The organism is Pseudomonas sp. MPR-R2A5 (genome assembly GCF_058793055.1).
Window position 1 is genome coordinate 1 of the sequence record NZ_JBXAFK010000035.1, and the last position, 22011, is coordinate 22011.

At 57.9% G+C, this 22011-nt stretch carries 30 protein-coding genes; all 30 read right to left on the minus strand.

The genetic code is table 11. From position 1 onward, the window contains the following. Positions 1–57 precede the first annotated feature (57 nt). Positions 58–1320, minus strand: a complete 1263-nt coding sequence (locus AC1Q6I_RS22770; protein ID WP_102624743.1) for a hypothetical protein — start codon at positions 1318–1320, stop codon at positions 58–60. A 1-nt stretch (position 1321) separates the two neighbouring features. Continuing rightward, positions 1322–1963: a baseplate wedge 1 family protein gene (locus tag AC1Q6I_RS22775; protein ID WP_102624742.1), complete on the minus strand. Its 642-nt coding sequence runs from the start codon at positions 1961–1963 to the stop codon at positions 1322–1324. Continuing rightward, positions 1963–3183, minus strand: a complete 1221-nt coding sequence (locus AC1Q6I_RS22780) for a baseplate J/gp47 family protein (protein WP_102624741.1) — start codon at positions 3181–3183, stop codon at positions 1963–1965. The genes AC1Q6I_RS22775 and AC1Q6I_RS22780 overlap by 1 nt, the downstream gene beginning before the upstream one ends. Continuing rightward, positions 3176–3526, minus strand: a complete 351-nt coding sequence (locus AC1Q6I_RS22785) for a contractile injection system sheath initiator (protein ID WP_102624740.1) — start codon at positions 3524–3526, stop codon at positions 3176–3178. The genes AC1Q6I_RS22780 and AC1Q6I_RS22785 overlap by 8 nt, the downstream gene beginning before the upstream one ends. After that, positions 3523–4230 carry a Gp138 family membrane-puncturing spike protein gene (locus AC1Q6I_RS22790; protein WP_102624739.1) on the minus strand — a complete coding sequence of 236 codons (708 nt, stop codon included), beginning with the start codon at positions 4228–4230 and terminating at the stop codon, positions 3523–3525. The genes AC1Q6I_RS22785 and AC1Q6I_RS22790 overlap by 4 nt, the downstream gene beginning before the upstream one ends. A 69-nt stretch (positions 4231–4299) precedes the next feature. Beyond that, the gene (locus tag AC1Q6I_RS22795; protein WP_146015774.1) at positions 4300–5028 is read right to left on the minus strand and encodes a hypothetical protein; all 729 of its coding nucleotides are present in this window, start codon (positions 5026–5028) and stop codon (positions 4300–4302) included. Between the two features lie 89 nt (positions 5029–5117). Next, complete coding sequence (locus AC1Q6I_RS22800) at positions 5118–6524, minus strand: lysozyme family protein (RefSeq protein WP_102624737.1); 1407 nt, start codon at positions 6522–6524, stop codon at positions 5118–5120. After that, a complete protein-coding gene (locus AC1Q6I_RS22805) occupies positions 6521–6829 on the minus strand; it encodes a phage baseplate plug family protein (RefSeq protein WP_102624736.1) in 309 nt (102 codons plus the stop codon). The genes AC1Q6I_RS22800 and AC1Q6I_RS22805 overlap by 4 nt, the downstream gene beginning before the upstream one ends. Then, complete coding sequence (locus tag AC1Q6I_RS22810; RefSeq protein ID WP_102624735.1) at positions 6829–7485, minus strand: phage baseplate protein; 657 nt, start codon at positions 7483–7485, stop codon at positions 6829–6831. Before AC1Q6I_RS22810 ends, AC1Q6I_RS22805 begins: the two co-directional genes overlap by 1 nt. Before the next feature lie 2 nt (positions 7486–7487). Continuing rightward, positions 7488–8828, minus strand: a complete 1341-nt coding sequence (locus tag AC1Q6I_RS22815; protein ID WP_102624734.1) for a phage tail tape measure protein — start codon at positions 8826–8828, stop codon at positions 7488–7490. After that, positions 8821–8973, minus strand: a complete 153-nt coding sequence (locus tag AC1Q6I_RS22820; RefSeq protein ID WP_490424297.1) for a DUF6889 family protein — start codon at positions 8971–8973, stop codon at positions 8821–8823. The genes AC1Q6I_RS22815 and AC1Q6I_RS22820 overlap by 8 nt, the downstream gene beginning before the upstream one ends. Before the next feature lie 11 nt (positions 8974–8984). Then, positions 8985–9386, minus strand: a complete 402-nt coding sequence (locus AC1Q6I_RS22825) for a hypothetical protein (protein WP_102624733.1) — start codon at positions 9384–9386, stop codon at positions 8985–8987. A gap of 3 nt (positions 9387–9389) precedes the next feature. Then, positions 9390–9797, minus strand: coding sequence for a hypothetical protein (locus AC1Q6I_RS22830; RefSeq protein ID WP_102624732.1), 408 nt, complete (start codon positions 9795–9797; stop codon positions 9390–9392). A gap of 10 nt (positions 9798–9807) precedes the next feature. After that, on the minus strand, positions 9808–10953 hold the full coding sequence (locus AC1Q6I_RS22835) for a DUF3383 family protein (RefSeq protein ID WP_102624731.1): 1146 nt from the start codon (positions 10951–10953) through the stop codon (positions 9808–9810). A gap of 17 nt (positions 10954–10970) precedes the next feature. Continuing rightward, a complete protein-coding gene (locus tag AC1Q6I_RS22840; protein ID WP_102624730.1) occupies positions 10971–11516 on the minus strand; it encodes a phage neck terminator protein in 546 nt (181 codons plus the stop codon). After that, on the minus strand, positions 11513–11884 hold the full coding sequence (locus tag AC1Q6I_RS22845; protein ID WP_102624729.1) for a hypothetical protein: 372 nt from the start codon (positions 11882–11884) through the stop codon (positions 11513–11515). The genes AC1Q6I_RS22840 and AC1Q6I_RS22845 overlap by 4 nt, the downstream gene beginning before the upstream one ends. Beyond that, positions 11881–12480: a hypothetical protein gene (locus AC1Q6I_RS22850; protein ID WP_102624728.1), complete on the minus strand. Its 600-nt coding sequence runs from the start codon at positions 12478–12480 to the stop codon at positions 11881–11883. The genes AC1Q6I_RS22845 and AC1Q6I_RS22850 overlap by 4 nt, the downstream gene beginning before the upstream one ends. Then, positions 12481–12900 carry a DUF4054 domain-containing protein gene (locus AC1Q6I_RS22855; RefSeq protein ID WP_102624727.1) on the minus strand — a complete coding sequence of 140 codons (420 nt, stop codon included), beginning with the start codon at positions 12898–12900 and terminating at the stop codon, positions 12481–12483. A 42-nt stretch (positions 12901–12942) separates the two neighbouring features. Next, positions 12943–13254: a hypothetical protein gene (locus AC1Q6I_RS22860; protein WP_102624726.1), complete on the minus strand. Its 312-nt coding sequence runs from the start codon at positions 13252–13254 to the stop codon at positions 12943–12945. A gap of 68 nt (positions 13255–13322) precedes the next feature. Then, positions 13323–14351 carry a DUF2184 domain-containing protein gene (locus AC1Q6I_RS22865; RefSeq protein WP_102624725.1) on the minus strand — a complete coding sequence of 343 codons (1029 nt, stop codon included), beginning with the start codon at positions 14349–14351 and terminating at the stop codon, positions 13323–13325. Positions 14352–14356: 5 nt separating this feature from the next. Next, positions 14357–14851, minus strand: coding sequence for a structural cement protein Gp24 (locus tag AC1Q6I_RS22870; protein ID WP_102624724.1), 495 nt, complete (start codon positions 14849–14851; stop codon positions 14357–14359). A 2-nt stretch (positions 14852–14853) separates the two neighbouring features. After that, entirely contained in the window at positions 14854–16020 is a 1167-nt protein-coding gene (locus AC1Q6I_RS22875; protein ID WP_102624723.1) for a DUF2213 domain-containing protein, read from the minus strand. Positions 16021–16045: 25 nt separating this feature from the next. Then, positions 16046–16861 (minus strand): phage head morphogenesis protein, encoded by an 816-nt coding sequence (locus AC1Q6I_RS22880; RefSeq protein WP_102624722.1) that lies wholly within the window; start codon positions 16859–16861, stop codon positions 16046–16048. Between the two features lie 14 nt (positions 16862–16875). After that, positions 16876–17127, minus strand: a complete 252-nt coding sequence (locus tag AC1Q6I_RS22885; protein ID WP_102624721.1) for a hypothetical protein — start codon at positions 17125–17127, stop codon at positions 16876–16878. Further along, positions 17127–18491 carry a DUF1073 domain-containing protein gene (locus AC1Q6I_RS22890; RefSeq protein WP_256581287.1) on the minus strand — a complete coding sequence of 455 codons (1365 nt, stop codon included), beginning with the start codon at positions 18489–18491 and terminating at the stop codon, positions 17127–17129. Before AC1Q6I_RS22890 ends, AC1Q6I_RS22885 begins: the two co-directional genes overlap by 1 nt. Positions 18492–18525: 34 nt before the next feature. Continuing rightward, positions 18526–20076, minus strand: coding sequence for a phage terminase large subunit (gene terL / locus AC1Q6I_RS22895; RefSeq protein ID WP_102624719.1), 1551 nt, complete (start codon positions 20074–20076; stop codon positions 18526–18528). Further along, a complete protein-coding gene (locus tag AC1Q6I_RS22900; RefSeq protein WP_102624718.1) occupies positions 20076–20549 on the minus strand; it encodes a DUF2280 domain-containing protein in 474 nt (157 codons plus the stop codon). The genes terL and AC1Q6I_RS22900 overlap by 1 nt, the downstream gene beginning before the upstream one ends. A gap of 31 nt (positions 20550–20580) precedes the next feature. Then, on the minus strand, positions 20581–21204 hold the full coding sequence (locus AC1Q6I_RS22905) for a putative metallopeptidase (protein ID WP_102624717.1): 624 nt from the start codon (positions 21202–21204) through the stop codon (positions 20581–20583). Between the two features lie 51 nt (positions 21205–21255). After that, positions 21256–21528, minus strand: a complete 273-nt coding sequence (locus tag AC1Q6I_RS22910) for a hypothetical protein (protein WP_102624716.1) — start codon at positions 21526–21528, stop codon at positions 21256–21258. Between the two features lies 1 nt (position 21529). Beyond that, the gene (locus AC1Q6I_RS22915; protein ID WP_016967662.1) at positions 21530–21853 is read right to left on the minus strand and encodes a hypothetical protein; all 324 of its coding nucleotides are present in this window, start codon (positions 21851–21853) and stop codon (positions 21530–21532) included. Between the last annotated feature and the right edge of the window lie 158 nt (positions 21854–22011).

The following is a 22011-nucleotide window of genomic DNA, read 5'->3' on the forward strand; positions in this document are numbered from 1 at the left end:
TTGATCATTTGGCGAGTTTAAAAGTTGCGCTAGGTGGTATGCCGGGGAAATACATGGCTACTTCAGACCATCCTTAGAGGCGTAGTAGAAGTTTGTGCTCTCAGGAACAACTATTGATGAGTAACTACCTCGAATACCTGAGTTGCCACCTAGATTAATATTGATCATCGGCTGATTTGCAGAGTTGATGGCGCCATAATTATTATTTGGCGCAGCGATCAGGCTAACCGTGCCTTCTGCAAATGCAGACAAATTAATTGAGGCGGAATTAGGTGGAAAGAACCCCGACAGACCAACTGGGATAAAGGTTGGCGCAGTTGGCGATCCATTTACCCCAGAAATCATAATTGGGATCTTTGCGACGTTACTACCGGTGCGAACGACGTATTGCCACTTGCGGCCTGACTGAATAATGCTCAGCGGATACTTGTTCGCGGTAGCGTCAGTTAGAACCATTGAGACTAAGGCGGCGTGTGTATAGCCGGCAGGAAGCGTTGGAGCTGTAGTGCTGAGTGATAACAACCCGGCCTTAGTGGTCCCATTCCATATAACCCATACGGCATACCATGTTGACGCGGTCTGGCTATTGGCAGCTCCGACATCCAAACCGTTCACGCCAGCGTTGCCAAAGGAAGGCGTAACGGAGACTGCACGAAGCGTTTGATAGGTGTTCGAGGCGGATTCAACCATAAGCTCGTCAGCGCTTACGGTGACGACTGAGCTTGTGCCGGTCGTGGAAGCTTTCAGCCCGCTAAAGCACCCGCGCACGCCAACCAGGTTTGAGTTTGCGACTGGAAGCGGATCGAGAAGAACGGCATCTGTACCATCGTACTCAACATCGGAGAGCTGGTCGATCGCGAATACGGCAGCAACTTTAGCGCCGGATGCATCGTACTGTTTCAGGTTTTTAGGCCCGACTCCTGAAATATTGATGGTGTCAGTCCCGGTGCTGGCGCGATTGAACTTCACGCGAAACCGCTGACCAGCCGAATAGGCCGAAATCGCCGGGGACGGTGTGAGCACCAGTGCGGCCGAGGGGCCTGTCGTGGGGAAAGCGGTACCGGCCTGGTTTTGCTTCAGTTTTAGAAGAGCATCGAAAAACTGGGACGCTCCAACCTTATCTACCGATCCATTGGGGGTGATCCCTGCCAACGAAAGGAGTGACTGAAAAAAACCTTCCTTGTCGTTTGCCCAATCCTGTTCCAAGTAAGAGCCATCTTTCGCGCCGGGTGCTGTTCTATTTTTGAACGAGCCCTGCGGGTAGTCGGCCGACGGATTGTTGTATCTGCCCGGGTAGCGCTCATTAAGCTTCAGCGACATGTTAAGCCCCTATATATCCTGCAAATTCTGCGTCTTCGTCACCAAATTCAGCGTCCATATCGCCGAACTCGACCATTTCGAACCCCTCAAGGAATCCGTTAAATTTCACTGCTTGCGGCTTTGGCACCAGCCCGGCATTGAGCAAGGCGAACCGTTCAAGGTTGGTAATTTGCCCGTAAAACTCGATGCTGAACGACATATCCTCGCCGTCAGTTACGCGCAGAACATCCGCCCTTGGGAGTAGGAAGTTCATGCCGTTGAGGATGTTTTCTATGGTGGCGTCGCCATTGTTCTTGACGATCTTGGCCTTGATGACCAGGCGGTAAAGCTCGTCTGAAAGCTGACCGTCCTGATCAATTGTCAGGGCACTGAACATTGCCTCATCGTCGCCAAACTCGTCGCCATCGGTGAGATCGAACAAGCCTGGGTTCATTGGGGTTGAGCCAACGAAGCTGCGGGGTGCTACGACGATCCGGCCGATAACGTTCAGCTGCTCGCCAAAAACATTGTCGATGTCATAGCTCTTGCGAACGGCCTCGGCGGCATCCTCAATGCTTCCGCCCAGCTTCCTGGCTATCGCATACCAGTCCACTGCCTTTGGCTTGTCACGGTACTGCGCGTAAATGCGGTCTGGGATGTTCATCACGTGATCACTACGGTGATGTTGCTCTCCGTCCACCTGGACATCTGGTTGTAAGCGATGGCGACGTTGGCTTGGCCGCCGTTGAGGCTGGATGAAGGCAGGTCCACATAGCTGTCACCGTAGGAACCGATGACCTTGTTGACTGGCGTGAAGATCGTGCTGAATGGGACCGCCTCGCCAATATCGAAGCCGTCGATCTTGAATCCGACATCCGCGGGTATCAGGTCGCCGGCGGCATACTCCATCATCGCCTCCTTTATAAGCTGGTCGGCGTTGGGAGGAAGTGATCCGTCGTTGACGACATGGATAACGGCCAGCATGTCGACGTAGATGGGGCGACTCGCTCTGATCACCTTTTTGTTGGTCGGATACTTCGGTGAGGTGACCTCGACCTGAAACGGGGTTCCGGCCTGGTAGAGCAACGCGCCCGGGTTCTTCTTCAGATAGATCGCCATTGCAACGTCGTCGTCAGTCCCGCCGTCTACGACGGGCGCGATAGAGTGCGGCGGCAGTCCGTACGGGTTGTCTGCAGTCACAGCACCTGAGTTGGTGTCGTTTTCGTACACCTTTACCCGGCGAACACCGTCGACGCCGAACAGTTCGCCGATCATTGAGTCGATCTGGTTGTTGCCGGGCTTGCCTACTGCTGTGGCGCGGGTGACGCGCAACTGCTCATCGCGCTGGCCCTCAGTACCTGGCGTTGCCGGTGCAGCGTTTGTCACGCTGGCCAGGCCTGCTACCACGTCCACAATGCGGGTGATGGTTCCGGCGTCAGCCTGGGTAGGCCCGACGACAGTGCACGTCGCATTGACGGTCGCCGATCCCAATGAGTCAGCGGTCACTGCCTGGTCGGTCGTCCAGCGGCTGCCGGTGGTAACCGACTCAAACCGGTTACCTGCCTGAATTGGAGTGCCTGGGGTGGCGGTTAGGGTCAGCTGCACGCTTGAACGCGACCCGCCGGATCGGATGGTGCCAGTCAGCGAGCACACAATATCGAGGTCGTTGCCCTTGGCCTTGTTCGGGTCTTTCGAGTTGTAGGCCTGCTGCAACGTCTCGTCGAGGGCGTAGAAGATTTCCGAGTCGTGCGCCATCTTCAGGCCGTCAGGAGTCGACGGATCGAGGTTCCATAGTGGGTCAATGTCGAGGTAGAACTGCCGCTCCTGGGCGAACCAGTCGTTTTGCGTCTGTAGCACGTAGCCGGTCGAAGTCAGGCTAGCCATTCAGTGTTACCTCTTCCAGGCCGAACTCGGTGAGAATCCCAGCGGTTACGCTGTATTTGCGGTTTTCGATATTGAAGTCAGCGGAGAAGCTGGTGAGCCGGATCACGCCAGGCGTGTTGGCGATTCGCGCTCGCAACGCCGCCTCAGCGGTAGAGAGACTGGTGAACTTGCCCAGGATCTGCTCGTACCACGGCGTGCCGTCGGTGATATCTCGGAAGTACTCGCCCAGGAACAGCCGAAGCCGGGTAAGCACGGTCTGGGCGACTTCGGACTGGCCGGCAATGAACTGCTGCCCGCGCGTCACGATGTCGCCTGTTTCTTCGTCGAGTCTGCGAACGGTCATATAACGGGCACTCCGGATATCTGGTTGCCACCGGTGACGCCGGAGGTTCTGTGCTTGTTTAGCGAAATGCCGTCAGCCGTAATCACGTCGCCATCCGGCGTGATCTTCAGTCCGTTGATCAGGAAGGTGCCGTCAGCCTGCAACTGGAAGCTGCCGGCGCCGTTCTGCATCAGGGTTGTGCCGTCTGCGAGAACGTTGAACCGGGCAGCCCCGTTATCCATGGAGATGCTGTTGTCGTTCCTCAGCCAAACGAACTGCGTTCCGGCGCGATTGCGCATGCGCACGCCGTTGTTCTGGAAGTCTGGCAAGACGTTTGGCTGCGATCTAAAGCCAGGCAGGAACATGGCGTCCTGCATGTTGTGGAAGCGCCCTCTGGGGTTGGTGGCCACCCCGCCGCTTTGCACCCAGCCATCAATGCAACGCTGGGAGAACAGAATGTCGCCTTCACAGCCTTCGTCGATCTGGTACTCGATTGCGAAGTCACCTCCCGGGAAGTGCACCGGTACCTCGACGATCGGCGGGATGGTGAAGGTGGCATCGTTTACATCGACCCTGAGGATTCCAATCTGCACCTGGGCGCGCTGGGTCAATGGGTCGAACGTCAGCACGTGACCGGGGATTGAGGTGCATACGTCCTTCATCAGTTCGCCGAACGCATTCCGGATCAGCTTCTCATTACGCGCCCGCCCTTCTGTATCAAGCATATCGTCACCTCGTACTTTTCGCGGGCATTAAAAAACCCGCCGGAGCGGGTTTGTGGGCTGTTCATAGCCCTACTGGATTGGCCCAAAAGCATCTCTCAAATACTTTAACGCGGGCCTCAGTGATCCATTTTTCTCGATATTCATATCAATAATTTTAGCTACCTTGTGACCATCATATTTATGATAGTACTTCTGCATCTCGGTCAGCACGTCTATTTCTTGCTCAAGGCAAAACTTCATGTAGTTCGCGTTCGGAGTATTGCGAGGCTCTTTCATGCCTGCGCTGGTGTCTAATGACCACTTAGCGCAGAATGGGTAGGCATTTGTTATGTAAAGCCCCTCATGATGTTTAGAGTTGAGAGCCACAATGATCTCTATTGATCTAAGCATGGATTTGTAGCAGACGGCATAGAATCGTGAATCAAATCCATCCTTGCGAGTGTTCTCGGCAATGCAAATTTTTTCAGAAAAAGATCTGAACTCTTCCGCCTTGAAGCTATCTGGAGAGTACAGCATTGTATTTTCGATGGTGTTACTTGGTAGCGCTTGCTTTGGATAAATGTAAGAGACTTCACTTTTCTGCTTATATCCCTTGTGTGAGTCGCTCTTAGACCAAAAGTAAAAAAACACAACAAACACAACAAGAACAGCAACAAAATAACCAAAGAACTTAAAGATCTCTATAAAAATCTTAGAAACCCATTCCAATAGGCTTCTTGTCGATCTTCCGCAAAGAGGGCATTTATTTTGATCGGCCAAAATAATATTTTTGCATCCATTGCATCTTACATTACCCACGCCTTGAGCCTCTTCTCGGATATGCGTGGAATGTAGCAGAAGGCCACCGACAAACCTAGCAGCCTTGACCTGCCCATGGGCCGGCCTTCCTACCTTGCGAAATTGCCGCCTCTTTCGAACGCCGCATTTACACGTACAACGCAATCCCCTCTCGTGATGTAGCCTTTGTTTCCGCGATCCAAGTTCTTGTTTTTCTCATACGGTGTATCTGCGCTCGTAAATAGCACGTACGAATCAGGCCGCCCTATGCCAGCTCGCCAGAAAACAGCCATGTAAGCATCCCCAAGGTTGCGCATTCGCCCCGAGAAAGGCTTGTAGTATTTCTCTACATAATCAAGCTGCTGAACAGCTGTCATGCGAGCCAGGCGCTGTGTAGTCGTGCCAAGCCCTGCTGCTGTCGATGGGACAAATTGGATCAGCCCTATAGCTCCGCTTCCCGCCCCGTTCAGCACGCCTGGCGAGAATAATTCTTTTGTCTCGAAAGCCATCACCGCCATAAGCCAGTTAGGGTCAATGGACAGACCTTTCGCGATAGCAATCACCTTGGCCCTGAAAGGTTCGTCCACCACAGCCCCCCAGATCAGCTTGCCATTCTCTGGCGTGGACACCGATCTAAGATCAGGCTTGGTTCCCCAGCGGATACCGTCGATATCCACCTTCCATGTGTCGCTGTGCGAGTCGCCCTCGTATCTCAGGGCAAACACGTTGTACTCGCCTACAGGCTTCGCCTCAGGCTGCACCTCAGACACGTACAGGTTGCCCGTGTTGTAAGTGGCGAACTCACTTGTCAGGTCGATGACGCCGTTGATCATGATCGAAGGGTTTAGCTGCGCAGAGATGGATATCCCAAGGCCGCTCGGGCCTAGACCTATCTCTGGAATCCCAATCATCCCGGTGAACTGGTTGATCTTGATCGCCGTCGAGTTCCGCTTCATCTCAGGCTTGGTGACGTACATCCGGCCCATGTGTTGGAGCCATTTGAAGTCGTAGTCGTAAGCCAGATTGTCCATTGCCTTGGGGATGTCACCATCAATCGTGCATCCACGAATCATAGGCTGGTCATCGGCGAACTGCTTGTCATCCATGTCTACTGGAATAGGCCACTGTCTGGCCAAATCCCGGATGACCTCTTCGACTCTGGCGCCAGGCCCTAGGCATGTCTGAGCTGACCCGCGATCAACCGCCGCCGAGCCAGACCGGCAAATCAGCCTGGTGATGATTTCCGGGGCGCCCGGTTCGCGCTCACGCAGGACGTTGGTCACAGTTCCTGCGAAGATGGCGTCGACATTATCAGTGTAGCCAGCCCTCAGGATGATTTTTGCGCCGTTCGCGATACCCGATACCTTGTTCAGGTTGTAAAGCCGAATATCGGCATAGGACACAGAGCTGCCTGGCGACACGTCAATATTGAACTGGATTCGAAACTGCGTGGAGCCTGATTGCAGGCTGATATAAGGCTCTCCGTTGATGTCAACGGACCAGGCTCTTGATCTCATATTTCCACCATGGGAGGAATCCAAACGAGGAAGTTATCAATGCCCAGGTTGTCCAGGGTCACGTCTTTACCGGTGAAAACCAGTTGGCCGATACCTGCCTGATAGCTCTGGATCACATCGCTTCCAGGCTCAAGCATGGCGCCAGAAGCAAGTCTGACGCCGCCGCGCTTCAGGTTCATCGACCAGGCCGGCTCATCCAGATATGAGATAAAATCGATCTCAAAGGCAATTAGGTTATCGCCCAACTGAATGCTGAATCGCTGGTGGGCGTTCCCAGTGCCAGCGGTCAAAGGGATGGTGACCATTAGATGACTCCATCGAGAATGTTATTCACCGCATTCGTCACGCTTGCGGTTGCCTCCTTGGCGATTAGCTGGCCCTTGTTTACAGCCCTTGTCAGCGCGCTCTGAGAAGGATCGCCAGCTCTTAGCTGGTGAGGCCAGCGGTCATTGCCAGCAGCGAGCCGATCCAGCTGAATAACCTCCTGCAATTCCGCAACGAACTCCAGGCCACCCTCGTTGCGCGGCTCCTTGGTTCGCGACAGGCGAGTGATCGCCATGTTCCTGAGAATGACTTCACCAATATCAACATCGAACGGCTCTTTCTTGCTCATCAGCTCGACAAGTAGCCCAAGCGTGGAGCTCGCCCTCGTCTCGTCGCTGCCAGCGAGGAATCCAGCCGAAAGCCCCGCAACCCCTGCTATAAATGGGTTGTCGCTGAGATTGGAGAGTGCTCCGCCGAGGAAGTCCGTCAGCTGCGTCTTTACGGGGTTGTTACTGATTGCTCCTGTCATCGTCCACTTGAATGGATTGAAGATTCTGTGATCCGCGACTCTTACGCCGCTCTCAATCGGGAACGTCGTAATAGTAACGCTGGACTCAAATGTATCTTCCAGCACCGCGTCAAACGAGTAGCTAGCGAGGGTCGGCGCTTGTCGGGTGAATATATTGACAATGCTCATGATTAGCGCCTCGTGGTTGACCTTAGGTCGCCGTCCGCCTCGTAGTTCTGGCGTTCGTTGACTCGGATGATTCTGTGGTTCAGCTTCTCACCGTCAATCTCAATGGTCAGGTTGTTATGGACGTTGAATTTCGCGTCCTGTATGCGCCTGACCAGGTCATCGGCGCTCTGCGACGGAACGTCCTTGTAGCGTTCATCAATACTTGATTGCGGAGGCATGCTGTCGGCTGCGGTTCTGTCGCCTGTTGTGGGGAACTTTGGCTGATCGACAAAGCTGGGGAAGCGACCCGACATTAGGTCCATCGGCCCGGGAATCCGATCCAAGCCAGTGGCCCCCTTGAGCAGGTCATCGAAGCCTTGGGATGCGCCTCTGTAGCCAGGGACGTATTCATCTAATCCTTGATTGAGCAGGTTGGAGCCAATCGCGCTACCAGTGACTACCACCCCGCCAATACCCCCCTTCGTGGCAAGGTTGCCGATTGATGTCAGGCCAATCTTTGAAATTATGGGGCCGACCAAAGAGGAGACGCTTGAGGCAAGAAGCCCGGCAGTTGCGCCAGGGTTATCGGCGGCGTAATCAATCCCTTTGCTGATATCGCCTCTGTGTTCAGACAGGAACTTATTTGTCCACTCACTGGCACCGATAAGGCTAGGCAGAAACTTTTCGGTCAGCTCGTTGGCCATGCCCTCGAACTTTTGACTGAGAATTGTGTTGCTTTCTGCAAACCTGCGGGCGCTCTCGGTCATCTGGTCGATGGGGCCGGTGTTGTTGGCCGCCTGCGCCATCCGCGATTCGGTCTTTCCTTCGCTGAGAAGCCTGGCCACACCATTCGAAAAACCAAGAGTGGCCTGTACTTGCGCTCGCTGCCCCTCGTTTAGCCCTTGATACTGCCTCTCCAGCTCCCTGTAGACATCCATGGAGTCACCGCTCTCTGCGGTCCTGGCGAGGGCCCCAGTGTCGATTCCGGCTTTGGCGAGAGAGTCAATCGAACCATCCTGGCCGTTCAACTTGAAGTTGTTCTGGAACTCCTCAAGCCTTTTGAGCGTATCGAGAGCTTCCGACGCTTGTCCGCCCATCGCTTCTACAGCGTTACCGAAGTTGTAAACGGTGTTCATCGGCGTGCGCATGTTCTGCGTTGCTGCGGCCAGCCGGTCAATGCGGCTTGCCGTATTGGCAATTACCCCGGCGCCAGCCCCGAAGGCACCCACCAGAGCCGCAGAGATCCCTAGCGTATTGGACTTAATCCCTTGCAGGCTGGCGTTGATCTTCTTGTCGCCCGCTTCAAGGGCTTTGGTGTCATAGCCGATGCCGATCAGGAATGACTTCAGTACTTTGCTAGCCATTCTTCGCAGCCTCGTATTGATCCCACAGTTCGTCCATCGCCTGATTGAAGCGCTCCACGCTCGCTAGAGAGTGGGTGCCGTCTTCAAGCTGGGCCCAGGTGCAAAGCGGCGGGCAAACCCCGACAATCCCCACACAGGGCCGCATCAGGAACCAATTTACTGCGCTGCGCTTTCCGCCCCGTCCTGCCGAGCGCCTTTTTCGCCGCTTGGCAGCCAGTCGAAAAAATCGGAGAGGTTCCAGCGCAGCAGCTCGGCCAGCAGCTGGTTGTACTGCACCATCTTGCCGCCGAAGTCGGCGACGGTGATGGCGCGCTCGGTCCCGTTGATGAATACCCGAGTCATGAGGATCTGCACGACCTGGGCCTTCACATCCTGGCGCATCGACATAAACATCGAGCAGAGCACTTGGTCATCGACCTCAATACCCGCCTGCGCGGCCGTGGCGAATCGCTCCAGCACAGCACCGGATAGAAGGGACATCAGGCGGTCTTGATCGACGGCGCTGGCCATGGCGGCGTTGTACTGCGCGCCGCCGATGGTGAATGATTTCACGCTCATCTATCAGCCCCTTGTCGCTTCCCAAATATTGAACTGCATTGTGAACTGGTCGTCCGTGATGGTTGAGCCGGCTCGGCCTCGCTGGCCGTCGTTCACGATGACGCCTTCCGAGCCCAGTGCTGTTTCCAGCGTACCGATCTGGGTGTAGGTGTACGTAATGTTCGCGTTCGAGTTGAACAATCCCTGCACATAGGCGGAATCCGACGAGCCTGGGTTAAGGTAAATGTTCACTTCGCGGCCAGGGTTGATTCTGTCGAGGCTAACGGCACTGCCACCCTGTCCACGACGGAGTTGGCGCTTGGCGTCGATTGGGGCATCAGTTACAGGTGTTGCTGTTTCCCCCCAATCCTTAATCTGCCGTCCGTTGATAGTGACCACGGTGAGGTTGTTTGCAAAATTGTTCAGGCTCATGGGTCACCTATCAATAAACGTCGAGGTCAACATCAACAATGCGGATGGAGCCTTTGCGGAACAGGCGGATGCGCAAAGGTGCTGCCTTGTGTTCGTCTCGATCCTCATCAGAGATATCAAGGATGTCTTCTGGCTTGGTCAGGATTTCAAACCCAAAGGTGTACTTTTCAAGCCCGTCGTCAGGGTCGGTGTAGTTGCGTGGCCCCAAATAACCGTTCCCGACAAAGGTGCGTAGGGTTGCGCGGGCGCCGGCGTTGATCAGCATTGCTTGACCAGTAGGGTCCTGGCCCAGCTTTGTTGGCTGATTTGCGGTCACGTTGTAGAGCGAAGTGCGGAGAAAGTTGATGCAGGCATCGAGATTTACGACATCATCGATGGTTTCCCCGTAGGTGCTGTGGGTGTTTGTATTGATCCAGCGCCCAATGTCCTTGGAGCCCTGATTGTCCACCTCAGTGTAGAAGGTGACGTTCTTGGACTTGCTCTTCATCGCCGTGTAGGCGGTGCCGCTCAACGATTCAGCGATCACACCTGGCGACTTCTTGTACTCGCCATCAATGGTTGATCCATCGGCACTGTAGTTAACTGCCGCGAAATGCTTGGCCAGAGCCGACCCAGAGTAAGGGTCGGCGGCGTGAGCGGCGGTGTAGACGTGACGGAAGCCGGCAGAAGAGAGCTGAGTGGCGATGTCATCCGTATCAGACGGGTCGCGGATTTCAGCAACCGACGCGCCGGTCTGGTTGTCGATGAACATGCTGGTGTTGTCTTCGCACCACTGAGCGATAGCCAGCACATCCGCCTTAACGGCCAGGACAGGAGCGGTCCACATGGTCCAGTACCACCAGATCATGTTTCGAGCTTTGTTCAGCGTGGCTGCGCGAGAAGCATCAGCAGTTGCTGCACCCCAAACCTGAATCTGGCGAGTAGCCGGAGTGCCACCGAGCCAGCGTTGGGCGGCCTTGTATGTCTCGGTGGTATCGGCGAAGTCTTCAGACAGTGCAGGCAGGCTGAAATACGTGCGGTAGGTGTCGGGTGCGAATCCTACCGGCAGCTCAAGCTGTGGCGCGAACAGCATGGCGCTGGCAAAGTTCGCAGTGCCCAGTCCGGCAGGGCTGATTCTTGCGTTGATGCGAATAATTTCTGAGGCGGGATAACTCATCTCGAGAGCTCCAATGGTTATGCGGGGTCAATTTCGACGGTGAAGGTCTCAAGGACCCGTGCCTTTTCGTTCTCAAGCGCTACTTCGACGCTCAGGATGTTGTTGATCGCCGGGAGGCTGCTGGTCTCGTACATCAGGCGGATGGTGATCTGCGCCCGCTGCTCGAAGTTGGCCGACTGCAGGCTCGTGAGGTTGTTGACTGCATCGGTGCCGTTCCAGCCGATCTTCGACTTGAACAGCATCATGCTCACGTCCGGGCGCTTGTTCGCCTGCTTCAGGCGCTCGGCGTACATCAGGGCTTCGCCACGGTAGAAGTTGACGCTTGCCGAACACATGATCTGCGCCCGTACATCGACCTCAACGAGTTCGCCCGGGACATTGCGCGACACGATGTTGGCCTGGCCGCGCTCGCTGACGGACTGCCTTGGCGTGATCGTTGCGTAGGCGCCCTGAGGGGCAGGCATGCTGCCGGGGCCGATCTGGTCGGCCAGCAGGCACTCAGGCACCCCGGTCGCCAGCATCACAATCGGTCGCAGCTTCTTGAATAGCTCTTCGTTGGTCATGCTGGGCCACCCGACTGGTCGTCAATGCGCATGACAATGACCTTGCAGTAGTTCCGCCAGTAGCGGTTGTCGACCTTGATGGCCTTCCACTGCTGGCCCAGGAACGTCCAGGTGCCGGTCTGGTCGATCAGCTGCATTTCTCCCTGGTTGATGTAGATCCGGCGCGCGTCGGTGATCCGCTCGCCGCCCTGGCGCAGGAAATCGACTTCCCTGTCGCTGGCCGGCTGGGTATTCACGATGTAAGGCGTGGTGCTCGGCGTGCCCGGTGTCCATATGCCGTCTACCCACGCGCCGCCAGTGTCAACCGTGCGGGATGCCTCGACGCTTTCAAACACGCCATCGATCTGGCCCTCCATGTTCAGGCTCATTCGAGACCCTCCGATGCGGGACCAATGGAAACTTGGTGGGTGACCGACTGGCGCATGGCGCCCGAATCGATCAGGGGGTTGCTGCTGCCCTTCTTGCGAATGGTGGATGCGGCATTGGGCGGGGTCTTCAGGTCGGTCATGTACACCTTCACCTTGCCCGCGGCCACCACACCGACTGCCTCTAGGATCTGGTCCATCGACTTACCGGCCTCCATGCCGTCTTGGATGGTCAGCAGCACCTCTGGCGTTGCGCTCGCAACCCCAGGCTCAAGCCATGGCCTGGCCGGGATGTTGATGGTGTGCGCCTGGGTGACGCCCAGTTCCATGTAGCCCTTTCCGGTCTTGAGGAATCGCACCTCATCGCGGTCGGCAGCAGCCTTGCTGGCGTAGCCGTATGACGTTCCGCCCGGGTGCTTGATGTCGGCGCCGAACTCGTTGATCGCGCCGAGACTGGCCATGGTTAGGTCGCCTGACTCAACATCGCCGGCCTCTTCGTGAATACCGACGGTGACAACCTTGTTCGACTTCAGCGCGCTCAACTCTTTCGCCAGTTCGTCCTGCAGCTCCTGAAAGCCCTGGATGTCGAGAGTGAACATCTAAACCGCCTTGGCGCCCATACCGGCGCGCTTCTTGAGCCTGTAGAACTGCTGGCCGTAGTTGGTGTAGGTCAGCCAGTCGGTGCCGGCATCCATCATCTGCGGCACGCGATAGGCGATCGATTCATCACCGACCGACTTCTGGGCCACGTTGAGGCGGGCTTCGGAATTGGGCGTTCCGTTGGCGCCGAGCGTGGCAAAGTTGGTCGACAGCCAATGCGCCGCGAAGTACTGCATGCCGCGCCACTTGAAGTTGTCGCAGGTCAGTTCCAGGGCGCCCCAGCGGCTTGAGCCTGTCTCGGTGCCTGCCTCGCAAAGGGCCTCAACGATGTATTCGTCGGGCCACTTCACTGGGTCGGCAAACGCCTTGAACACCGGATTGCTGCGGAAAGCCGCGATCATCTCAGGGGTGATTAACATGGGCTCTCCGGTATGAATGGGTGGGCGCCAGGCGCCCGGGTGTTACTGAGCAGCCTGAGCCTTGGCGATCTCTTCGCGCAGGCGATTTTCGCCCCAGGTCTTGTTGACCTTGATGCCGAGTGCTTCGGCCTGGGCTACCAGGTCTTCGTCGTCGTCTTCGCTTTGCAGCTCATCAGCGCCAACGCGGCGCAGGTCGCCGTTCTTCAGCAGGGCCTTGACGAAATCGATCTTGGCCACCGCATCGGGAACTTCCACGGCTGGGTTTTCACCCGGCAGGATTGGGTAGCTGGTCTCAGTGCCATCCACCAGGTAGTTGATGGTGATCAGTCGTGCTGCTTCGTTCTTCAGGAACATGTCGAATCCTCGCCCGGAGTCATTGGCCGCCGCCCCGGGCATAGCGGAGGCGGCCATGGATCGGCTGGTTAGAACTGGTCGCGATATGCGCCAGAGAACGGATAGCGGAATTCAACGCCGCTGATCTTGTACTCGCACGGCACGTTGACCTTCAGGTTCACCATCTGCGGAGCCAGGGAGCGCCATGGGATCGGTACCTGCATGCCCAGGTTCTCGTCGTTCAGCTCGTAAGCGACGATGCGGTCTTTGTTGCCGTTTGACACGCCGGCGGCAGCCAGCTGAGCAGCGGACAGTTGCAGGCGGCTGAAGATGTTGATCGGGCGACCGGTCAGCGCGGTGAACTGGTTGTTGGTCCGGAAGTATTCCAGGATCGTCTTATCGGTGATGGTGCCCATCCGCTTGTTCGAGATGAACGCGAAACGGGCAGCATCCAAGATGATCGTGTCCGGAACGTGAACGGTGGCCGAGTTGATGTAGACATCAACCAGGATCTTGTTCAGGTCGGCGACGATCTGATCACCGGTGGTTGCCGGGTCATACCAGTTCAGCGTGGAGTTCGACAGCGCCAAGTTCGGGTTGTTGAACAGGCCGGTCATGTTTCGAGCCGCGTCACCGAAGTAAGCCACGCGCTGGGTGTGCTCCTGGGCGCCACGGAACGCCAGTTTGGCCTTGGTGGTGTCCAGAGGGATGCGCAGCGCCTGAGACTTGCGCAGCTCGTCCAGGCTGTAGCCGTACTTGTTGCCGGCGTAGCCGATCGGCACGACCGACTTGTTAGCGTTGATGGCAACATCCGGCAGGTCGTCGGCGTTGGCGCCAATGAATTTGCCGATGGTCACGCCGTCGTAGCTGATGTAGTCCCACTGGTCCACCCACTCTGGAAGAGAGGTGTCTACAGGGATCAGCTCCATGTAGTTGATCGCGGCGTACTTGGCCTCGTAAATACGAGATTCCAGGCTGGCCAACTGGCTGATGTAGAACGCCAGACCATCGTCAATGGTCGGCAGACCGTCGATGAAGGTCACCTGGTGAGCGTCACGGCCGATCTGTTGCGCGATAGCGGCATCGATGGCTACGACGATTTTTTTAAGCTGGGTCATGTCGATTAGCCCCCGACCTTGAGAGAGATTTTTGCCAGTGCGCCGGCGCCGGCGGAGCTGACCCATTTGGCGTTCGGAATCAGGACTGCCAGAGTGGCGGCAGCGCCGACCACGTTGGAGAACTGGCCCTGGTTGGCACCGGTGCCGTCGCCAACCACCAGGTAGACCGGGTCATCCTTGGCGACCGCTACGCGAGCGGTTACCCAGATAGGCGCCATGGTCTCGACGGTCATGTCGCGCTTGGCGACAGCGCCGAACACGTCGGTCGAGGTGTAGGCGCGGTTCAGCTCTCGGCGCACAACGCCGACAAACTGGAGCGCAGTCGATGCAGCGACAGGCAGCTTGGCGCCGTCGTCACCGTCACTGACGACACCCAGGCCGTAAGCGATGTTCGCGGTGCCCTTGTTGAGCTTGGAGACGCCGTTGGACACTTCACCATCAGCGACCATGCCCGCGTACGCGACGCCGTGGTTGATTGCGTTACCACCTTGAACTGGCATGGTTAGGCTCCTTTCTGTTTGTGGGCGCCGGACAAGCTTTGCTTGTGGGCCTGGTACGGGGTCGGTGCGGCGTCGGTGGTCGCTGCATTGGTTGCACCGTCCTTCGCCAGCTGCATGAACTGGGCGAACATCGCGGCGGTGTCACCGGTGGGCATCTTTGGCTTCTTGTTGCCGTTCTCGTCCTTGTCGTCGTCTTCGTCTTCGTCCTCATCCTTGTCGGACTCGGCGTCGAAGGCGCACTCAACGTAGCCGGCGGACTTATCCGACCAGTCACGCTTCGGCAGGGCAACTGCCAGGGCGGCGCGCTTGATCTCGATCACGTCGAGGCTGTCACAGGTGAAACCGTCGCCGGCGACCTTGCGGGCCAGGGCTTGGGTTGCACTGATGGCTTTGACGCGCTCGCCAATTGCGACGTCGCTCGAAGCTTTGCGGGCCTCTGCCAGGTCTTCGGCAGCCTTGTCAGCGGTCGCCTGGGCCTTATCAGCCTTGGTTTCCGCATCGGTGGCACGCTTCAGCAATCGGTCGAACGAGTCGGCGACCACTTGGGCGTTCGCAGGATCAGCAACATCAACGCTGCGCCCGCTATCGGTGGTGATAAGTACAGGCATTGTGTTGCCTCCTGGGTTGTGGTCAAAAACGCGGGCATTGGCGCCCGCCCTTGCTCGGTCAACGATCGCAACGTGGTTGATTCGGATTTCACGCTGGATGTATTCGTACGCCTGGCCGTCTTCGGTAACGCCCGGCGCGTGGTCGTAAATTGCGGTGTAGCCGGCGGATACCTCGCACTTACCGGCATTGATGTCGGTGATGGTCTTCTGGTCCTTAACGATCAGGTCGGCGGCCACAAAGTCGCCATCTGGACGCCCAGGCCCACGCACAACACCAACCGCCACGCCTTTGTAGGTCAGCGCGGTGACAAGCTCTTTCGGGTGATCGTTGGTGATGTCGCTGGAGTCGTAGGTACTCAGCGAATCCGGCGAGAAAACTTCTTCGGGCGGCCGATACACGCGAACAATGCGGCTTGGGTCACCGTCGAGCCCAAGCTCTCGGGCCAGGTATTCCTGAATGCCGGTGCGAGCCACCCTGGCCGGCACCTTGAGGAACCCCTCGTCGGTGTACTCTCGCTGGGTGATGCGATACCCAGCCCGGTCGAAAACCGTGCACTTCATGTTGCGGCCTCGCGGATTGGATGAATTAGCGGTAGACGCCTGGCGCTGTGCGGCCTGCGTCTTGGTTGGCCTTGACCTCGCGAGCGCTCACTGGGCGCGCGATGCATCGGCATTGATAGTCAGAGCCCGGTTTGATCGGCACGCCGTCGGAACTCAGCGGCAGGTCGTCCCAGCGGTATATCCCTTTGCCGTAGGCGGTGACCTTGTTGGCGATCTCCGAGTGGCGATGCCGGACACGGCTGTCGTCGGAGTCGATCCACTGGAAGTACTCGAAGCCGGCGCCCTTCTGCTGCTTCTCTGCCAGTTCTCCGTTGATCTTCGATGTCTGGTCGCGGGCGATCATCTTGGCGCGGCGCTGGGTCACGCCGAACTGCTCCTGCAACGCCTTCTCGATGTAGCCAGGGCGCATGCCGGAACGCATGTTCGCCATCACCAGCGTCTGAACCTCTTCCAGGTACTTGGCGGGGATGGACTTGATCAGCTGGGCGTTCTGCTGGGCCGAAGCCTTCAGGTAGTCCTGCATTACGCTGTTGCCGCTGTACACGTCGATGCCGGCCGACTTCTTCAGGTCTCGCTCGGACTTCTTGAGCGATGACTGAACGAACTCACCGGCAATGCGCGCGCCGGCGGCCTGAACCGTCGGTGAAGACCAGCGGCTCACTAGAGTGGATATGGCATTGATGATCAGGTCGGACCAGGCGTCAGTCGTGACCACTGCGTCCTGTGTGTACTCCGGCGCCAGCTGGCGGACCAGCGGCATGAGCTCCTTGCTGATCGACTCCTTGACCTGCTTCACCAGCCGCTGCAGCTTGGCGTTGTACTGGATGCCGATCATGTCCATGGGTTACAGCCTCTTCAGCTCGCCTGCTTGACGGCATCGGCTACCGTCTGGCGGGCGGCAGCGCCGGGATCTTTGCCCCACGGAACCGACTGGAGAGTGAGGCGCCCACAGAAGCCGCCCAAGCACCACCAGAGTGTTGGATTACGCCAACCGCACGAAAAGCGCTTCCACTGCTTCTTGTCGAACCACACCCATCCACCGTTGTACGGCCCATGCCAGAGGCGGACGTGCGTTTTACCGTCAGGCGCGCGGCTGAATACCTTCATCACTCATCACCTTTGCTGTCCGGGTCATTCACCGGATCGTTGAACATGGTCAGGTCCTCGTCCTCTTCCAGCGCGGCGATCTTGTCGTCGTCGAACTGGTAGAGTTCTTCGGCCTGAAGGCGGCGCTGGATCTGGCTGGTCGTGACGATCCCGCCGTCCTTGTAGAGCAGGTCAGTCTCGGCCTTGGCCTTGTTCGCTGCGGAAATCTGCACAGCGTCCGGCTGCTTGTACGGGTTCCAGACGTAGTTGAAGTCATCCAGCCAGCGGCCGGTGGCCGAACGCACCACCACCTCATCGAGCTGGCGAAGGCCGGGGTCGATCTGCGTCAGGCGCTTCGATGAGAGGTGGTTGTAGTAGTTGGTGTCGTCACCCTGGCCATCGTTGCCCAGGCCCTTGGCTGACTCGCCGAACAGGCGCGTCACTGGAATGCCAGCAGCACCAGCGATCCAGGTCATGAGCAGGTCGAGCACTGGAGCAACCCCGGACAGGTCCAGGGTCTTGCGGTCGTAGGTCTCTTCGCCGTCCAGCAGCGCCAGGTTGATCGAGGACTTCATCATGCTGAACAGGGCGTAGCGCGCCGTAATGGCATCGTCCTGATCGCCGGCCAACTCATCCGAGAGGCCTTCGCGCTTGATGATGTCGACGTTCGCTTCCTGCATCAGCTCGGCAATGCCGTCCTTGCTGGCTACGATGTCCATCACGTCGTCGAGGCACTTACGCAGCTCTGAGTCACCCCAGCCCTGCGTCTGCGCACGCTGGCGGCGCGGCAACTTGGCACCGGCGAACCGGGCGAAGTGCGTCCAGTGGATCTGCTGCGCGCCGGCCGAGATGGTGTAGAACTCAGGCTGCAAGTAGTTCGCAGCCAGGATGTTCGACTGGTTCATGTCCATCGCCGTCATGTCGAAGCGGTCGATGACCAGCAGGCGGTACAGGTCGCCCTTCTTGATCTTCTCCGGCTTGAGCGGCTTGGTCAGGTCCTGGTTGGTCAGCATGAGGATTCCTGCGCCACCGTAAAGGCGCGCCCAACTTGTGGCCTCGCTCACCATTGCTGGCAGTTGCAGGCGGTCTTCCTCGGCCCGGATCACGTCCGCGTCGTCGCACTTGAGGGTGCGCCACTCGCGGGTCATGTCCTCGGCCGGGTAGTCCACGATCGCGCGGGCAAGCCAGCTGGTCTGATACGCCGCGTCCAGCTGCTGGAAGTCGTTCAGGAAACCGTACTGGAACTGGTTGTGTGAGCGTTTGGCCTTCTGGGTGCCCAGGCCGGACACGACGTTCACCAAGCCATCGCTCGACGACTTGATCTGCGCCTCGTACTTCTGAGCGGCCCGCACAAGGGCTTTGCCCAGCTTTTTGTCTGCTGGCACTAAGCCCTTCTTGCTCATGGGGTCACCGAATTGGTTATAGGAGGTCGCGGATCGAGCGCTTGCCCTTGATGTAAACCTCGGACAAGGCGTCGATCATCACATCTGTCTGGTCGTCGTACTTGTGGCTGTCGTCGGCGGTGAAGGATGCGACCTCACACACGAACTCGTAGTTTTGGCTGTCGTCGTATGGCAGGCAGACCAGTTTGGCAGCGTGGAAGCCTTGCACGTCCAGGGCACGGGTCAGCTTGTCGCGGTCCCGAGGTACTGGCGTCACCTTGAGTGGCAGGCGCTTTTCCATCTCCTGGATGAGGCCGGTACCGCTTGATTTGTCCTCGACGTAGACCCGACGCAGGATGCCGTTGGCCTTACCGTTCTTGGCCCAGGCGCCTTTGACGAACGCCTCGAACTCACGGCGTAGCGTCTTGGCGTCCATCCGCCCGCGTTTCATGCCAACCCGGTAGATGCGGCCCTCGAACACGCCCCACTCAGCGAATACCGTCCAGTCGTTCCAGGTGTTGGTCTTCTGGGCGGTGTCGGCGGTGATGAAGCGGTAGTCGAATTTTTCCGGCAGCGGCAGATCGGCACCAGCGTCCACGTCGCCGTAGTACTGGAAGTCATCAGCAGAGAAGATCCCGCCGTCGAGCGTGTCGGGGTCTTGCATGTACTGGCTGCTGAAGGTGTACGGGTGAGCCGTGCGGAGCGCGATCAGGTCGTGAACGCTTTCCTTGGCTGGCCAGTACGACCAGTAGCCGTCTACCTGCTCTGACCCGCACACGCTCTTGATGCAGCGCTCGCGGATGCCGTCAGGCAGTGAATCGATATATTCCTGATTGACCAGGGCTGGGATCTTGATATGCAGATCGATCTTCAGTCCCATGCCGCCGGACAGCAGGAACGCGGTCGAATCGTCAATGTGGCCGCGCTGCTGAATGGCAACGAACGGCGTGCCGCTGTGCGCCTTCCGGCTGCGCAAGGTGTTAACCAGCCGCGTGTGCGACTTCCGGCGCTTCGCCTCGCTGAAGAGGTCGTCGATCTTGTCCCAGTCATCCGCCTGGATGTGACCGCTGTACTCGTCGCCCATGTAGCCGCCACGGACACCGGTGATCTGCCCACCGCTTGAACGGCTGAACAGTTGGTGTACGCGCTTCCCATCCTTGGCGAGTGTCCAGTCGTCTACCTTGTCCTTCTCGATATCGAAGGGATAGAACTCGCGGAACTCGGTCGATTTGACCAGGGAGCGGCTGCGCTCGCTGTTCTCGTCTACCAGGCTCTTGGAATAGCTGGTGTTGAGGATGCGCACCCGGCGGTGCTTCACCATCGTGTAGACCGGTAGGTGGACAGACCAGAACTCGGTCTTGGTGCCGCCTGGCGGGATGTTCACGACGATGTTCTGCGCGTCACCGGCAAGCATCTTGCGGGCGGCATAGTCGAAGTAGTGGTGGTGCCAGTTCGTCCTGAAGCTGTCGCCCTGCGTGATGTTGAACCACAGGCTGGTGAAGGCCAAAGGGCTATGCTCGCCCGCCGCGACCAAGGCGGAGCGCTCAGCGTGGCTCAGCGCGTCCCACTCGATCGGTTTGATAGCCATCAGTCCACCAGCTTGTCTACCAGGGCTTTAACCAGCTCGGCGTCAATCGGGCGGTCCTTTGCGGGAGTCATCGTCCCGTCGGTCGAGCTGAGATCTACCTGCTGCTTGTTGGTGTAGGTGCCACCGGTTTCTTTGGCGGCCTGCTCCAGCAGCTGGGCAGCGAGCGCAATGTTCTTCATGTTCTCTGCGCGCTCAGCCATCCGGCCCAGAGCTCGCAACCTGAATGCCCGGTTCGCGATAGGGATATCTGCTGTGTCGTCACGGAAACGCTTGCGGGTATCCTCGAACAAGGTCACCCAGCGCTTAGCCAGGAACTTGCCGGAGATCTTCGTGGGGTCGTGCGATTCAACCTTCTGCCGCGTGATGGTCAGCCCGAATTCCTTTTGGACCAACTCAGCCACTTGTGACGGCGTATCGAAGCAAGCCAGCGCCTGCACGATAAAGGCCTTCACTTCGTTTTGAAGGACTGCCATAAATTCTCATCCGTCCAATGCCTGTCCAGAATCAGGCCAGCTTGAGCAGACAGGTTCCGCAAGCCCTCGATATGTTCAATTTACCCACCTCAGCAGGACTGTTTGCTGCATCCACCAACGCTTGAACGTCAGGGCTTGCACCATACCGGCGGACCACACCGACGAACTCTTCGACGTCGTGGCCCTGCAGCTTGATCTTCGGTGCGCCGTCTTGGGTGAATGCTGGTTGACCGTACTTGTCGGTCGCGTGAGCCAGGTGATACAGCTCGTGTTCGATCAAGGCGCAGAACTCAAGATCACTGCACTGGGCGCAGTAGTCGGCAGCCAGAGTGATGATGAAGGCCGGCACCTCGCCGAACCAATCGCGCATTTGCTGCTCCATACGCGCCTTCTGCCAACCACCCGCGCGAAACGCTACCTGCTCGGCCTGGCCAAGAACTGTACGACCCTGCTTCTCGAATGCTGACGACGCCCACATCACACGGATGTCTGCATCCAGTAGGTGGGCATGGTCTTCGTTGTGAATGGTGCCGGTGTCGGCGAGGATCTCGGCCTGGAGCCATTCCCACACTTCTGGCGCAGGCGTCAGGCGGATGCCGAAGTCGGACAGATCGGAAAGCTCAAGCAATGATGCGGGTGGGTATGGCCTATCCATAAGCCTGAATCTCCGAGCCACGTTTTCGAATGCACCAAATCGTGGCGCGGATTAATCAGTACAGGCCATTACCTGGCCGCGTTTCGCCCAGGCATAAACCACAACGCCCGCGTGAAGCATCACGCCGAACGGGTTTACCCAATGCCCCTGGATCGAGGTGACAAAAGCGCCGAATGCACCAATGGCTACCAAGTAGAAGGCCGTGCATAGGAGTGGATGGTCGACCGGCCTTACGCGGCGCAGGTAGTCACAGGCCGCCAGGGCGACAAGGACACATAGGAACGCGTCAGCCGCGCTCAGCGCCGATACAAGAATACTGCTCATGTCAGGCACCTCGCGTCGTCGGGAAGGACCCTATGACTGCTTTGATGGCCGGGATGATGTTCATGGCGGTCAGGCCAAGTACGAAGGCAACGCCACATAGGAGGTTGTCATCGACTACAAGGTCGAGCCGCGTAGCGATCCAGCCAGTGACAGGCTGAGACAGGTACATCGAGAAAAAGAAACCGGTGGCCACCGCTGCGGCTGCCTGGCCCCGGGTTAGATCCCTCAGAAAGCCGAGAGACAGAATCGAGCCAATGAATGCAGCCATGACCACGCCGTACTTCACCAGCAATACGCCGGCGGCAGTGCTCGTTGGTTCTGCCATTGGATACTCCATCATGAATAGATCAGCCCCGGCGGCACTCCCAGCTCAGAGCGAAGGGCGTGGCGGGGCCGAAAACAAGAAGGCCCCGATCAATGTCGAGGCCCTGAATAGGTGCGCGTGTCTTCCCACGCTGCCAGCCAAAGACCATCACGGCGTCG